Source organism: Microseira wollei NIES-4236 (assembly GCF_020521235.1).
In the GTDB taxonomy this organism is placed as follows: domain Bacteria; phylum Cyanobacteriota; class Cyanobacteriia; order Cyanobacteriales; family Aerosakkonemataceae; genus Microseira; species Microseira wollei.
The window spans coordinates 47,820-62,175 of record NZ_BLAY01000018.1; the positions used below are offsets into that span (position 1 = coordinate 47,820).

13 protein-coding genes are annotated in these 14,356 nt (G+C 45.5%); 10 read left to right on the plus strand and 3 right to left on the minus strand.

What is annotated here, in order from left to right:
- Positions 1-76: 76 nt before the first annotated feature.
- From nifS to nifB, 3 genes are all read right to left on the minus strand, one after another.
- Complete coding sequence (nifS, locus tag MiSe_RS08040; protein WP_226577177.1) at positions 77-1,285, minus strand: cysteine desulfurase NifS; 1,209 nt, start codon at positions 1,283-1,285, stop codon at positions 77-79.
- Between the two features lie 174 nt (positions 1,286-1,459).
- Positions 1,460-1,813, minus strand: a complete 354-nt coding sequence (locus MiSe_RS08045) for a 4Fe-4S binding protein (protein WP_226577181.1) — start codon at positions 1,811-1,813, stop codon at positions 1,460-1,462.
- Positions 1,814-1,855: 42 nt separating this feature from the next.
- Complete coding sequence (nifB, locus tag MiSe_RS08050) at positions 1,856-3,310, minus strand: nitrogenase cofactor biosynthesis protein NifB (protein ID WP_226577184.1); 1,455 nt, start codon at positions 3,308-3,310, stop codon at positions 1,856-1,858.
- Between the two features lie 1,026 nt (positions 3,311-4,336).
- Here nifB and cysE point away from each other — a divergent pair.
- The 10 genes from cysE (at position 4,337) to MiSe_RS08100 (ending at position 14,296) form a co-directional block, all read left to right on the plus strand.
- Positions 4,337-5,140 carry a serine O-acetyltransferase gene (gene cysE, locus MiSe_RS08055; protein ID WP_264196379.1) on the plus strand — a complete coding sequence of 268 codons (804 nt, stop codon included), beginning with the start codon at positions 4,337-4,339 and terminating at the stop codon, positions 5,138-5,140.
- Between the two features lie 53 nt (positions 5,141-5,193).
- Positions 5,194-5,448, plus strand: coding sequence for an Asr1405/Asl0597 family protein (locus MiSe_RS08060; RefSeq protein ID WP_226577188.1), 255 nt, complete (start codon positions 5,194-5,196; stop codon positions 5,446-5,448).
- A gap of 158 nt (positions 5,449-5,606) precedes the next feature.
- Positions 5,607-6,137 (plus strand): DNA starvation/stress protection protein DpsA, encoded by a 531-nt coding sequence (gene dpsA, locus MiSe_RS08065; RefSeq protein ID WP_226577190.1) that lies wholly within the window; start codon positions 5,607-5,609, stop codon positions 6,135-6,137.
- A gap of 192 nt (positions 6,138-6,329) precedes the next feature.
- Positions 6,330-6,584: a DUF2949 domain-containing protein gene (locus MiSe_RS08070; protein WP_226577194.1), complete on the plus strand. Its 255-nt coding sequence runs from the start codon at positions 6,330-6,332 to the stop codon at positions 6,582-6,584.
- 190 nt (positions 6,585-6,774) lie between these two features.
- On the plus strand, positions 6,775-7,908 hold the full coding sequence (gene nifV, locus MiSe_RS08075) for a homocitrate synthase (protein WP_226577197.1): 1,134 nt from the start codon (positions 6,775-6,777) through the stop codon (positions 7,906-7,908).
- On the plus strand, positions 7,895-8,161 hold the full coding sequence (locus tag MiSe_RS08080) for a nitrogen fixation protein NifZ (protein ID WP_226577200.1): 267 nt from the start codon (positions 7,895-7,897) through the stop codon (positions 8,159-8,161). The genes nifV and MiSe_RS08080 overlap by 14 nt, the downstream gene beginning before the upstream one ends.
- Entirely contained in the window at positions 8,158-8,361 is a 204-nt protein-coding gene (nifT, locus tag MiSe_RS08085; RefSeq protein WP_226577202.1) for a putative nitrogen fixation protein NifT, read from the plus strand. The genes MiSe_RS08080 and nifT overlap by 4 nt, the downstream gene beginning before the upstream one ends.
- Before the next feature lie 324 nt (positions 8,362-8,685).
- The gene (locus MiSe_RS08090) at positions 8,686-9,261 is read left to right on the plus strand and encodes a (2Fe-2S) ferredoxin domain-containing protein (RefSeq protein WP_226577205.1); all 576 of its coding nucleotides are present in this window, start codon (positions 8,686-8,688) and stop codon (positions 9,259-9,261) included.
- A 457-nt stretch (positions 9,262-9,718) separates the two neighbouring features.
- Positions 9,719-11,971, plus strand: coding sequence for a sensor domain-containing protein (locus tag MiSe_RS08095; protein ID WP_226577208.1), 2,253 nt, complete (start codon positions 9,719-9,721; stop codon positions 11,969-11,971).
- 210 nt (positions 11,972-12,181) lie between these two features.
- Positions 12,182-14,296, plus strand: coding sequence for a PAS domain-containing sensor histidine kinase (locus tag MiSe_RS08100; protein WP_226577209.1), 2,115 nt, complete (start codon positions 12,182-12,184; stop codon positions 14,294-14,296).
- The last annotated feature ends 60 nt before the right edge of the window (positions 14,297-14,356 follow it).

Here is a 14,356-nt window from a genome sequence, read left to right on the forward strand (position 1 = left end):
TAGCCATTAGCGATTAGCCATTAGCCATTAGCCATTAGCCATTAGCCATTAGCCATTAGCCATTAGCCATTAGCCATTAGCGATTAGCCGAGGCCAAGTTCTTTTCGTGTTCTTGTAGCCAGGATGCGGCGTCGGAATTGAAGGGCGACATAGCGCGCAAACGCTCTACAACTTCTGGCATTATTGCTAGTACTTGGTCAACTTCTGCGTCGGTGGTGTATCGAGAAAGGGAGAAACGGATTGAACCGTGCAAGACGGAATATGGTAATCCCATTGCTCGCAATACGTGGGATGGTTCTAATGAACCGGAGGTACATGCAGAACCAGAGGAGGCGCAAATCCCGTGTTGGTTGAGGGAGAGTAAAATGGCTTCGCCTTCGATATATTTGAAGCCGATATTGGTTGTATTGGGCAGTCTTTCTTTGGGATATCCGTTGATTTCGGTGTCGGGGATGGCGGCGAGTAAGCCTTTTTCTAAGCGATCGCGCAACGCTTTCTCTTTCTTCACGTCGCCGATATGCTGTAGCGCCAACTCGCACGCCTTACCCAAAGCTACTAGACCCGGTACGTTCTCTGTCCCGCCTCGGCGTCCTCTCTCCTGGTGTCCGCCAATCAGGAAGGGACGGAAGCGCACGCCTTTCCGCACGTATAATGCACCAATTCCTTTAGGCGCGTGCAGTTTGTGACCGGAAAGGGTGAGCATATCGATGGTGCTGTTCTTCATGTTCAGGGGAACTTTACCCACTGCTTGCACGGCATCGACGTGGAAGATCGCGCCTTTTTCTTTGGCGATCGCGCCAATTTGTTCGACTGGGAAAATCGTCCCGGTTTCGTTATTGGCGTACATGATTGATACTAGCGCCGTACCACCTGTAATCGCAGCATCAACTTCATCTAGATCCAGGCGTCCCTGTCTATCAACAGAAAGATAGGTGACTGAATAACCCTGCTTTTCTAAAGTTTTGCAGACATTGAGAACCGCAGGATGTTCTACTTGCGTCGTAACGATTTGCTTCTTATTTGGTTGGGAAGCGATTGCGGCGCGAATTGCTGCATTATTTCCTTCGGTGCCGCAACTGGTAAAGACAATTTCTGCCGGATCTGCGTTCAATAAGATGGCAACTTGTTCTCTTGCAGTTTGGACGGCTTTTTTAACTTGTCCGCCAAAGGTGTGCATTGAGGAAGGATTGCCATAATAAGTCGTTAAAAAGGGAAGCATTGCTTCAACGACGAGAGGATCTATCTTTGTCGTTGCGTTGTTGTCTAAATAGATTGGAGTTTCCATGCTGCCACTCATTGACTTGACATTGGCAGGAATTTAAGGTTAATATCAGCATCTGAAGAAGCGGCTTACCTTAAATCCCTATCAGGGATTGAAACTGCATAGTGGAAGGATTGCCGTAAGACTGAGTCCAGCTTCTCAAACTCAGTTAGCGAATGTTCTTAATTAAAATCCCTATCAGGGATCGTAATGAATGACACTTTTCAGTTTTTGAGAATAGGCGTCAAACCACCTTTCCCAATATTTGGGTTGTTTGGTACTATTCAATTTTTCTACTAAGCGGTTGTAGGTGTTGAACCAAGAGTCCCAGTAATCACCGCTAGAAATGGAAGAGACGGGACTTAAACGAGCAATACCGTTATTTGTGGGGCAAACAGCCTGACATTGAGGTACTCGGTAAAAACCAGCGCAGCCGTTGCAGAGTTTGGGATTAATCCAGAGGGTATCTCCATCTTTGGTAATTGCGCCCGTGGGGCATTGAGATAAACAGCGATCGCACCCAATACAACTGCTAGTAATCGTGTAAGTCATCGCCTCCTCCTTTATTAGCGATTAGCGATTAGCCATTAGCCATTAGCCATTAGCACTTATCCATTTTTGATAGAACTCCAGTGCCACCTTGTCGATTAAATCGTAGGCTTCTACTGGTTCAATTCCGGCTTTTTGCAAGCTTTCTTGCGGACAGTGACCGATCTTAGAAACCAAAACGGCTTTGCAATCTTCCAGCATCTTTAACATGCCGTCGAGGGATTCTTCCTCGCCAAAACCACCTTGGCAGTATTGGTCTACTTTGCGGTGTCCAACAAACTTGGCTTGGGTCCCGTCAACTTCAAAGATTTGGAATTCGCGGGCATGACCAAAGTGTTGGTTAACCATTCCACCACCTTTAGTTGCCACCGCCACGAGGATCTTGGGCGCATTGGCAGCTTTCTTCGCAGCAATTCTGGCATCTTTAGCTGCCTTTTGTTCTTCGCGTACTTTAGCGATTTGAGCGTGGACTTCTTGACGCTTCTCGATGTCGTATTCCGGCGTCATTTCCAAGAAGTTCTCTTTGGTGAATTCTTGAGAACGGTCTTCGCCCAACAATCCTACTGCGTCGGCGCGGCACTGACGGCAGTGGCGCATCATCTTCATATTGCCGGAGCAATTATCTTGCAGTGCCTTGAGTTCTTTGGGTGTGGGACCGCGCTGTCCGTTTAAACCAAAGTAGGTGCCGTGTTCCGGTGCAGAAATTAGCGGCATGATGTTGTGCAGGAATGCACCATTGTCGCGAATCACCTTATCGACTTCGACTAGGTGTTCGTCGTTGATGCCGGGAATCATCACCGAGTTGACTTTGCACAGGATATCGGCTTCTCTGAGGGCTTGCAAGCCTTCCATTTGCTTCTCGTGCAGGATCTTGACCCCTTCGATGCCTCTGTAGCGCTTGCGCTTGTAGTGAACCCAGGGATAAATCTTGGCGCCGACTTCTGGGTCAACCATATTAATAGTGATGGTGACGTGATCGACGTTGAGTTGTTTAATCTTATCAACGTGTTCCGTCAGCATCAAACCGTTGGTTGACAAGCACAGCTTGATATCCGGGGCTTTGTCTGCAATTAGTTCAAAGGTGCGGAAGGTTTTTTCCGGGTTGGCTAGCGGGTCCCCAGGACCAGCAATTCCCAAAACTGTCATTTGGGGAATTTTACTCGCCACCACCAGCACCTTGTGCGCTGCTTCTTCTGGAGTTAGCAGTTCGCTGACGACGCCCGGGCGACTTTCGTTAGCACAGTCGTATTTGCGGTTGCAGTAGTTGCACTGGATGTTGCAAGCGGGAGCAACTGCAACGTGCATCCGGGCGTAGTGGTGATGCGCTTCCTCGCTGTAGCAGGGGTGCTTTTCAATCCGCTGTTTGAGTTTTTCATCCAGCGATGGTTCCGTTGAGGAAGTGGAACTACAGCCGCAGCCACCTGATTTTTTGGCAGCCGCAGGTGCTTTGGTGTCTGCTACTGCTTCCTTTGTTGTAAGTAGTTCAGTGGTTGGTGACATTGAAATTCCGTGGTTAAAAAACTAGCCGTTACCGAAAAACCGAAAAGATGCGTTTCAACCTTCGTCAATACACTCGTTTCAGCAATTCTTAGACTTTTTGCAAAACTCCTCTTGCTGACTATCTCCTAAAGCAGGCGAGACGCCTACCCCACAAGAATTTTTTTAGCTTTGTGGGGTGGGCATCCTGCCCGCCCCAGGGATTTTTGCACGAGGTTTTTTGTCTGCTGAATTTCTAGTGCGTGACGTTATGGGAAATTTATAACAGCAGTTCCTTGGCGAACAATTCTATTGAGCCCAGATTCAGATTTATTGGATTAATTAGTTTTGTACTCAAGCCCTCAAACCCTTTTCAGAGCAACCTGAAAAATTTTTTTTGGGGTAGGGGTCCTAGTATTTCTTGGCTAGGGTACGAGTATTTCTGGTCTAGGGGTGCTGGAATTTTTGTACTCAAGGTAAAAGCCTCTCTGGGACTGGATTTGAAGGCTGCCCAGACTGCTTTTTTTGAGTGCCGCGCCCTGTACTCAAAAGGAGATATGGAGTTGAAAAAACTGGAGTAGGGGCGAAACATAAGGGCGAAACTTACTGTCTTCGCCCTTCCTTCCGTCGGCTACCCCAGCGCGACCACGGAATTTCATTCTGTATCTAAAATAGCACTTTTTTTTAAACGGTAGCAATCGAAACAAAATTTGTTAAGCTAAAAACTGGAAAGGGAAAAAACGGGGCTTGAGTACAAACCGATCCTATATATAGTACTCAGCATAAATGGCTTCAAACCCGCATCAAGAGGGGATTGTTTTGAGTACAAAAATACAAGTCCCCCCTGCCGGAAATACTTGTGCCATACCCCAGAAATACCAGTACCCCTACCCCAAAATTATTTTTCAATCTCGATTCTAGGGCGATCGCCAGCCTTGAGTACAAATCTAATAACTCTAATTAATCAAATCTGCACGGGGTGAAACGCCGGGGCAAAAGGCATTTGTTATAAGCATTTGAAAGTGTTTGTTGCTTTTCCCCCCCAAGCTAATGCTACAAATTTTCACTTCACCACCGACTAGCAAAACCTCTGCATACCAGGGGGAACCCAGCCTCAGACCGGAGGAGCCGCCTCCTGCTCCTCGTTCCCAGGCTCAGCCTGGGAACGAGATCCTAGAGGCTCTGCCTCGCTTAAGTAAGTGCGATTCCATCTGGCAAACGGTTCTAGAAGACTTTCGCATTATTTTTGAGCGCGACCCCGCCGCCCGTAACTGGTTGGAAGTGCTGTTATGCTATCCGGGTTTTCACGCCATCTGCTTGAATCGCTTTGCCCATTGGTTGTACGTCCGCAAGGTTAGTGTCATCCCGCGCCTGATTTCTCACATTGGGCGGCTGTTAACCGGGATTGAAATTCACCCAGGGGCTACGATTGGCAAGGGCGTGTTTATCGACCACGGGATGGGCGTCGTGATTGGCGAAACTGCCATTGTGGGAGATTATGCGCTGATTTATCAGGGCGTTACTCTGGGCGGGACGGGCAAAGAAACGGGTAAGCGCCATCCCACGTTAGGGAAAAATGTCGTTGTGGGCGCGGGTGCGAAGGTATTGGGCAATATTTCAATTGGCAATAACGTCCGCATCGGTGCTGGTTCTATTGTGCTGCGGGGAGTGCCTTCTGACTGTACAGTTGTTGGCGTACCGGGGCGGATCGTTTCTAAGCAGGGTATAGGTTGTCCCTTGGAACACGCACAATTACCCGATACCCAAGCATCGGTAATTCGGTCCCTGTGGGATCGGATCGAGAAACTCGAACAACAACTCCAGGACTTACGCAAAGAAACCAGGTTGCTATGAAAAACCCGGTTTCTAGGAGCGAGTCCTTTCCCTACAGCAAAATTCTTAGGAACATGTCTAAATTCCCTCCTCCAGACGCCTTAAAGGGTCAAGTTGTCCAAATTTCCCGACTCGACCGCTGGCAAGTTTATCGCCGCCTGCAAGAACTAACCATTCCCTGTTGCTGTCCGAATGATGGTTCCCTGCGCGTCGATGTTAATAACAGTATTGATGCCGTTCTAGTCCGCAGTACCGTGTTACAGTTTATCGCTTCTCGGTCTGAATTAATCGATTGGCTGGAACGGTGTTGGAAATTCGGAAATTGGTAATGGCTAATGGCTAATGGCTAATGGCTAATGGTTAATGGCTAATGGCTAATGGCTAATGGTTAATGGCAAGGCTTTAATCAAAACTATTAGCAATTAGCAATTAGCAATTAGCAATCACCAATTACCAAGCTCGCAAAGTTGTATTTAGGAGTGAATTAATGACAGAAGTTACCGTTAAACAATCCTTCGGACAAGTCCAAGAAAATCCCGTCGGTTTAGGACAGGAAGTTACCGTTCCGGTGACGGAAGGATTGAATATTGCCCTGGCGAGTTTTCAAGCGCTTTACCTGCAATACCAAAAACATCACTTTGTAGTAGAAGGCGCAGAATTTTACGATCTGCATCAGTTTTTCCAAGACAGCTATACAGCAGTCCAAGGTCACGTCCACGACATTGGGGAACGCTTGAATGGTCTGGGGGGAACTCCTGTAGCCAGCTTTGCCAAATTAGCCGAATTGTGTTGTTTTAGCCCAGAAGATGAGGGGATTTTTAATGCCCGGACAATGGTAGAACACAATTTGCAAGCCGAACGGGCAGTTATCGATATAATTCGCCGTCAAGCAGCGCAAGCAGAAAGTATCGGCGATCGCGGGACTCGTTACCTGTACGAACAAATTCTTCTAGCCACCGAAGATCGAGCTTTTCATCTGGCTCACTTCCTGGCTGAAGATAGCCTGAAGACATTTTAAATTTGAGATGGCAGATTGCAGATTGCAGATTTAGTTTGAATTTAAATCTGAAATCTCAAATCTGAAATCAGGTTAAATCTGAAATCTCAAATCTCAAATCTGAAATCAGGTTAAATCTGAAATCTCAAATCTCAAATCTGAAATCATCTCAAATCTGCAATCTCTCATCTAAAATCGGTTGAAGGTAGTGTCATGGAATCCAGTAAAAAAATGAGCGAATTCATCAACTTTTTACAAAACGATCTGGCGATTTCCAGTTCAGCGATCGCCGTGGCACTCCGCAACCGCAAACAAGGCGATGAACCTTTACCAATGGTGCTGTGGCAATACGGTCTAGTTTCCCTAGAACAGCTTACCGCAATTTACGATTGGTTAGACAGTCGCACTCAGTTTCAAGCTGCTAATTGGTTATTATCCGGGCAACTGGAACGCTTCGCACAAGTATGATTTCGTTTTGTTGAGTTTTGAGTTGAAGGGTAAAAAGTTCTTAACTCAAAACCCAAAATGACGGTTCCAGGCTCTACGTTTAGTAATCAGTGGTCAGCGATCAGCGATCGGTAGTAAGTAAAAAAAACAACTAACAACTGATAGCAAAAAACTGACAACCGATAACTAACAACTTTACGAGGTAAGTGCAGTGAATCGCGTCCAAATCAACGATACAACACTTCGGGATGGGGAACAGGCAGCAGGTGTTGCTTTTACCCCAGAAGAAAAAATTGCGATCGCCACCTTTTTAGACGCCATCGGGGTACCGGAATTGGAAATCGGCATTCCCGCAATGGGAGTGGAAGAACGACAAGCGATCGCTCGCGTTATAGATTTAGGTTTGCAAGCTGAACTCCTGGGATGGAATCGTGCGGTTATTAGCGATGTGCAAGCGTCCATAGCAGCAGGTTTAAAGCGAGTCCATATCTCTGTCCCCGTCTCTGAAATTCAAATTCAAGCTAAATTTCAGGGAAGGTGGCGCACCATGTTTTCTAAGCTACAAGAAACTGTCAGTTTCGCCAAAGATAAAGGTTTATACGTATCCGTTGGCGGCGAAGATTCTTCTAGAGCTGATGAAAATTTTCTGGTAGAAGTGGCGTTATACGCTCAAGAATTGGGCGCATCTCGGTTTCGCTTCTGCGACACCGTGGGAATTTTAGATCCTTTTACTACCTACGAAAAAGTTAGCCAATTGGTTTCGATTTTGTCGATTCCGATTGAAATGCACACCCATAACGATTTGGGGATGGCGACGGCGAATGCGATCGCCGGGATTCGCGCCGGTGCCAAATCAGTTAATACCACCGTCAACGGATTGGGCGAACGCGCTGGTAACGCCCCTTTAGAAGAAGTGGTGATGGCACTTAAACGAGTTTACTCCCTCGATTTGGGTATCGATACCCGTCAATTCCGGCATCTTTCTCAAATCGTAGCGAAAGCATCTAACAGTTTCATCCCGCCTTGGAAAGCAATTGTCGGCGAAAATACCTTCGCTCACGAATCAGGTATCCACGCTCACGGCATTTTACAAAATCCTGCTACTTATGAACCTTTTTCCCCAGAAGAAGTAGGCTGGAAGCGGCGTTTAGTTGTGGGTAAACATTCAGGGAAGCATCTACTATCCGACTTGCTAAAACAACACGGGATCTTTCTCGATCCTGAAGAAATTCAGTTAATTTTGGAGCAGGTGCGGAATTTATCGGTAAAAGTAAAGCGCAGTTTAACTGAACAAGAACTGATCGATTTAGTCAACAACCGGAGGGTAGCTCATGGAGTCAGATGAAATTGAAATCGCCGAACCACCCGTGTTTGAAATGGAACAAAAAGTCCGGTTGCGGAAACTAATTCGCAATGATGGCACTTTTCCCGGTATCGATATCGGCACACCGCTCGCTAAAAAGGGCGATGTCGGCTATGTAGTTGGCATTGGCACTTATTTACAAATGTACTATATCTATGCGGTGCATTTCTTAGAAAAGGGCGTGGTTATCGGTTGTCGCAAAAAAGAATTAGAACCCGTGGAGGAAGCCTCATGAAAGTTATGTTACGCCGCAACAACGCCGGACACTTAACCGTCTATGTCGCCAAAAAAGACTTAGAAGAGGAAGTGGTTAGCGAAAAAGAAGGCCCCGAAGGAAAAATCTTCGTTCTCGCCAATGGATGGGAAATGATTTTTCCCGACCTGTCCGAACCTTTTCAACTTCCTCTCACGGTTGAAGGTAAGCGAATTGCTTAATTGCAAGCTTGCTAATTGCTCGCTTGCTAATTGCTAATTGCTAATTGGTAATGGTTAAGAGGGTTGGCGCAGAGCAAGAAACCTGGTTTTTTCCATAAACCGGGTTTCTGGGAAAGCTTATCCCCACTTATATCATTGACCGTTGCATCGGAATTACGACCTGTAGGGGCTTTTCTTGCAATTAGCAATTAGCAATTAGCAATTACCAATTAGCAATTACCAATTACCAAGAAAGGCCAATCATTCCGATGCAACCGGATTTCATATTACTCGAACTTTGCATCTGCATCCAATACCTATGATTTTTCAACGAGGAACCAAATTATGGATTTATACAATTTTCATCGGCAGCCACATTTCAGCCTTGAGGGACAATTTTTAGGGTTTATCCAGGAGTCGGGAGGCAAACTCAAATACTTGCGAGTTGCGGTTGGCTCAAATGAGCTAAAAATTAAACTTTCTAAGGAATCCCGCGTCAGTTTAAACCAAGTTTTAATGCCTGGTGACTGGATTCAAATCTTTGGCGAAACCAAGCTAAAGAAATGTGATGAACCTAAATTTAAAGCTTATCAAATTAACAAACTCTACCAAAATACAGAGATTTCTCCCTCTGCTTCTCCCAAGTCAGACCTCTCCCGCTGCACTAAACCAAAAGCCAAAATTCTGGTATGCCAAAAGTCGGGTTGTCAGAAACGGGGTGCTAAGAAACTTTGTCAAGAATTAGAGGCAGTTTTGTGCGATCGCGGACTGCAAGATCGCGTGGAAATCGAACGCACTGGTTGCCAAAAACGCTGTTCTTCTGCTCCCAATATGATGTTAATGCCGAGTAAAACTCGCTGTAGCAAAATGCACCCCAACGAGGTCGCCGATCTCGTCGCCCAACATTTATTACAGAATTAGCCATTAGTCATTAGTCATTAGTGAGGAGTAAAATTACTCATCACTAATGACTTTCCTAGAAACCGGGTTTCTAGCAGCAAGAAACCCGGTTTCTTTGCGTAAGTCCTGTGACTAATTTTTTTATTTGACATCGGCAACGAAAAAAATAAAAATTTTTGCTTCTTTAACCACTTGTGTAATCGGCTATACTAAAAAATCACCAAAATTATATTATATATTATAATATAGCAATTTGGTTAAAATCCGGTTAAATTTGGTAGATCCACGCCCACAGAGGCTAAGAAAATTATAGTTGCTTAATAATTGGTTACAATGGTTAAAATTATGCAAAAATGAGAGAAGGATAAACTCAGGGGCAACAAATATTTTCAAAACGATGGTAGAATATATCGCTAATCTTGTATAACCTTGAATTGCTGAAACTAAATGCCAAATTAACCAAGGAAATATTACTGATATGAATGCTAGAAAAGTGCAAGAAGAATATGGTACAGAAAGAATAGAAAATTACGAACCATGCGTAATAGATCTAAAAACATACAGTTGCAAGGGCATCAAGTGTTCAAAAGTAGAAAACAGACTGCAAACAACACTGAAAGAATTATCAGATATTAAATATGCCCTAGACCAAGCAGCAATTATTGCGATTAGCGATCCGCACGGCATCATCAACTACGTCAACGACAAATTTTGCGTAATTTCTGGGTATAGTCGAGAAGAACTGCTCGGTCAAAGCTTTACCCTGCTCAACTCTGGATATCATTCCAGAGAATTTTTCCAGCATTTGTGGTTAACGATTAGCCAGGGACAAGTTTGGCAAGGAGAAATTAAAGACCGCGCCAAAGATGGGAGAGATTATTGGGTAAGCAGCACAGTCGTGCCATTTTTAAACGATCAAGGCAGACCCGTGCAATATCTGACAATTCAGTTTGAAATCACCGAGCGCAAATTAGCAGAAGCCGCGCTGCGGGAAAGCAAAAATCAGTATCAAACCCTGGTAAACTTATCGCCCGTAGGCATATTTTGTACCGATGCTTTGGGGCAGTATATTCAAGTCAACGATCGCTGGTGTCAACTCAACGGCGTCGAAGTGCGAGAAGCAATGGGGGAAGGGTGGGTGCGAACGATTCACCCGGAAGACCGGGTGCGCGTCCTGACCGAATGGTATCAGGCAGTGGCGAAAAATTTGTCGTTCGGGTCCTGCGAATATCGCATCCTGCGTCCAGACGGAACGGTGGTGTGGGTGATAGCCCAAGCAACCGCAGAAACGGGAAGGTCGGGGAGTACGATTGGGTATGTGGGAGCGATCGCAGACATCACCGAACGCAAGCAAGTGGAAGAACAACTGCGACACTACGCTTGGCACGACGCCCTCACCGGGTTACCCAATCGCGCCTTATTTCTGCGCCGCCTGGAAGCAGCGATCGCCACGGTCAAACAATATCCCCGGCGCTTATTTGCCGTATTATTCCTCGACCTAGACCGGCTAAAACTAATCAACGATAGCATGGGACACCTAGCCGGAGATCGGTTACTGGTAGCCTTTGCCGAACGCCTGACAAGCTGCCTGCGCCCCAGCGATACCGTCGCCCGACTGGGGGGGGACGAATTCACCATCCTGCTGGAAAACATCAGCGACGTGCGCGATGTTACCTTTGTCGCCGAACGGATTGTGAAAGCGATCGCCCATCCGTTTTACATCGAAGGACACGAAATATTCGCCAGCGCCAGCATCGGCATCGTCCTCAGCGGTTCACCCAGGGCGTCAGTTACCAACAACTTGATCGCCGCCCACGACGAAGCCACCCACGTTCTGCGCGATGCGGATACCGCCATGTATTGCGTCAAACAGCAGCGAAACCTCACCGGCTACGCCGTATTTAACCCCAAAATGTACGATCGGGCAATAGAGTCATTGCAGCTAGAAAATGACCTGAGAAAAGCCGTCGAAAACCGTCGGGAATTCGCGCTGCAATACCAGCCAATTTTTTCGTTAGTAACCGGCAGAATTTCTGGGTTTGAAGCCTTATTGCGCTGGCAACACCCACAACGAGGACAACTGTTACCCAATGAATTTATCCCCTTAGCCGAAGACACCGGATTAATCGTTCCTTTAGGGCGTTGGGTGTTGGCACAAGCTGCCATGCAAATGCGAATCTGGCAACTAGCATTTCCCACTGCACAGCCCTTGATCGTGAGCGTAAACATATCTTCCAAACAATTCCTTCACCCCGGACTCGTGCAACAAATCGACAAAATTCTTTGGGAAACAGGGTTAAACGGAAACTGTTTGAAACTAGAAATTACCGAAAGCACCCTGATCGATGATTCAGAAGAAACCGCTCTCATGCTACAGCAATTGAGACAACGCCAAATTGGTCTGTGTATTGACGACTTTGGGACGGGTTATTCATCTCTATCACACCTGACCCGCTTCCCCCTCAATACCTTAAAAATTGACCGCTCTTTTGTGAGTCAGATCGGCAAGCAGGGCCACAATGCCGCCATCCTTTGGACAATTGTTAACTTGGCTCACAATCTCGGCATGGATGTGATAGCAGAGGGGGTAGAAACAGCACTTCAACTAGAGCAACTGAAAAAATTGAAATGCGAACAGGTACAAGGCAACTATCTTTCCCCACCTGTAGACGCTAATGCTGCTGGCTTATTGCTAGCGGCGGGGCGCAAGCAGCGGGAGTATCGGGATTGAATTAAAAAGAGTAAATAGAATATTAAAAATATCGAAAGATATTAGATCGGGGTGCTTCTGTCTTGTAGAGTAGCTAACTACTAATTCATCGGAGGTAATTGCGAATAAACTTAATATTTTATGAGCAAGTACTCTCGAGAGATGAGGAATTAGCCAGTTTAAAGGAGCAAGGATTAAATTAGTTCCCAAAACAGAGGCAAGAAAGTTCAGATGAAAAACTCAACCGCAACCCAACAAACAGTCGATAAGAGCAAAAAAGAAAAGATTGATTTTAAAGCTTTTTTCGATTTATCCCCAGACATATTTTGCGTCCTAGAAAAGCGAGGAAACTTTCAACAAATGAACCCCGCAGTCAGCCGCATTTTAGGCTGGATTCCTGGAGAACTTTTGGGAATATCTTGGCTAGAATTAGTGCATCCAGAGGATTTATCGGTCAGCCTAGCAACTTTACAACATTGTCAGCCAGATCGTCCCTGCTATCTGTTAAATCGCTATCGTCACAAAAATGGTAGTTATCGCTGGCTGTCTTGGAGTTTATCTTGTTCGGAAGAAAAACAAATTTATGCAGTAGCTAAAGAAGAGGTGGGAGAGAAAAATAGCGGAAAAGAAATTCAAGAATCGCTAGTTCAAGCAGAAGTGAAAGCGCTTAAAAAAGAAAGACAAAGCCTTTATGCACTGCTCGAGCAACTGCCCGTATTTTTACATATTAGATCCGAAAACTCAACAGGGTTTTATAACCAACGCTTTCGGGAGATTTTTGGCGAACCGAACCACAAAGCATGTTTCATTTTGGATGGAGAAGTAGCGTCAACGCCTGAGTGTGTTAGTAAAGAGGATGACTCAGCTTTACCACGCACCAAAACACCTTGTTCCCTTTGTCCCACCTGCACTGTTTTTGCCACCAAAAAGACTCAAAGTTGGGAATGGATAGACCATCGCCACGGACGCACTTATGAAATTTACAACTATCCCTTTCAAGATATCAATGGGGAATTAAAAGTTGTAGAAATGGGGTTAGATATTACCGAAAATAAACAGCAGCGTCTCTGGAAAGTTCTCGACCTGATCTCGAATGAAATTTATATATTCGACGCCGCATCTTTGCGGTTTCAATATGTGAATGCTAGGGGGCGGCGCAACATGGGATACTCGAAAGAAGAGATGCAAAACTTCACCCCTTATGATATCAAACCGGGAATAAAAGAAGAGGACTTTCGCCGCGCGATCGCACCCTTACTTTCTGGCGAAGAAGAAAAATTAGTCTTCCAAAGCATTCACCAGCGTAAAGACGGGAGTACCTATCCAGTAGAAGTCCACTTACAACTGTTAAGAGAAAAGGGCGCTCCTCCTGTATTTCTGGCGGTCATCATAGACATTAGCGAACGCTTAAAAGTAGAAGCAACTTTGCGAGCAAAAGAAGCTCAAATTAAACAAAAAGCCGCAGAATTGGAAAAATCCCTTCACCAGCTGCAACGCACCCAAATGCAATTAGTTCAAAGCGAGAAAATGTCTTCTTTAGGACAACTCGTAGCGGGAGTTGCTCACGAAATTAACAACCCAGTTAACTTCATTTACGGGAATCTTCCCCATATCGAGAGATACAGTCAGGAATTGCTAGAAATTTTGCATTTGTACCAACAGCAATATCCAGGAGAAACAAAGGAAATTAAACAGAAAATACAAGACTGCGATTTAGAATTCTTGTGTCAGGACTTACCCAAGATTGTAGATTCGATCAAGTTAGGCACCAATCGCATCCGCGACATCGTTCTCAGCTTACGCAACTTCTCCAGACATGACGAATCTGCCCTAAAAGCGGTGGATATTCATACAGGAATCGACAGTACGTTAATGATTCTGCAAAACCGCCTTAGACCTAAACCAGATTATCCGGAGATTCAAGTCACTAAACAATATGGGAAGTTGCCGTTCATCGAATGCTATCCAGGTCAAATAAACCAAGTGTTTATGAACATACTCGCCAATGCAATTGACGCCCTTGAAACGCAAAATGCTCCCCGGAAAATCTCGATTTCTACTTCAATTAGATGTCCGGAAACAGGGGAGGATATTGCAGAAACTTGTCCGGGAATACCCTTAGCTGTAATTCGGATTTGCGACAATGGACCGGGAATCCCAGAAAAAGTTCGCCGCCGCATCTTTGAACCTTTCTTTACCACCAAACCCATTGGTAAAGGAACGGGTTTAGGATTGTCAATTTCCTACTCAATTGTTGTAGAAAAACACCAAGGTAACATGCACTGCATTTCCACACCCGGTCAAGGAACGGAATTCATTATCGAAATTCCAATTCGGCAAAGTTAAATTGGCAAGCTTGCTAATTGCTAATGGTTAATAGGTAATATTTCCATTAGCAATTAGCAA

Excerpts from the sequence above, each read along its gene's own strand:
- nifS (WP_226577177.1), bottom strand. The coding sequence starts at position 1,285 with ATGGAAACTCCAATCTATTTAGACAACAACGCAACGACAAAGATAGAT.
- MiSe_RS08045 (WP_226577181.1), bottom strand. The coding sequence starts at position 1,813 with ATGACTTACACGATTACTAGCAGTTGTATTGGGTGCGATCGCTGTTTA.
- nifB (WP_226577184.1), bottom strand. The coding sequence starts at position 3,310 with ATGTCACCAACCACTGAACTACTTACAACAAAGGAAGCAGTAGCAGAC.
- cysE (WP_264196379.1), top strand. The coding sequence starts at position 4,337 with ATGCTACAAATTTTCACTTCACCACCGACTAGCAAAACCTCTGCATAC.
- MiSe_RS08060 (WP_226577188.1), top strand. The coding sequence starts at position 5,194 with ATGTCTAAATTCCCTCCTCCAGACGCCTTAAAGGGTCAAGTTGTCCAA.
- dpsA (WP_226577190.1), top strand. The coding sequence starts at position 5,607 with ATGACAGAAGTTACCGTTAAACAATCCTTCGGACAAGTCCAAGAAAAT.
- MiSe_RS08070 (WP_226577194.1), top strand. The coding sequence starts at position 6,330 with ATGGAATCCAGTAAAAAAATGAGCGAATTCATCAACTTTTTACAAAAC.
- MiSe_RS08080 (WP_226577200.1), top strand. The coding sequence starts at position 7,895 with ATGGAGTCAGATGAAATTGAAATCGCCGAACCACCCGTGTTTGAAATG.
- nifT (WP_226577202.1), top strand. The coding sequence starts at position 8,158 with ATGAAAGTTATGTTACGCCGCAACAACGCCGGACACTTAACCGTCTAT.
- MiSe_RS08090 (WP_226577205.1), top strand. The coding sequence starts at position 8,686 with ATGGATTTATACAATTTTCATCGGCAGCCACATTTCAGCCTTGAGGGA.
- MiSe_RS08095 (WP_226577208.1), top strand. The coding sequence starts at position 9,719 with ATGAATGCTAGAAAAGTGCAAGAAGAATATGGTACAGAAAGAATAGAA.
- MiSe_RS08100 (WP_226577209.1), top strand. The coding sequence starts at position 12,182 with ATGAAAAACTCAACCGCAACCCAACAAACAGTCGATAAGAGCAAAAAA.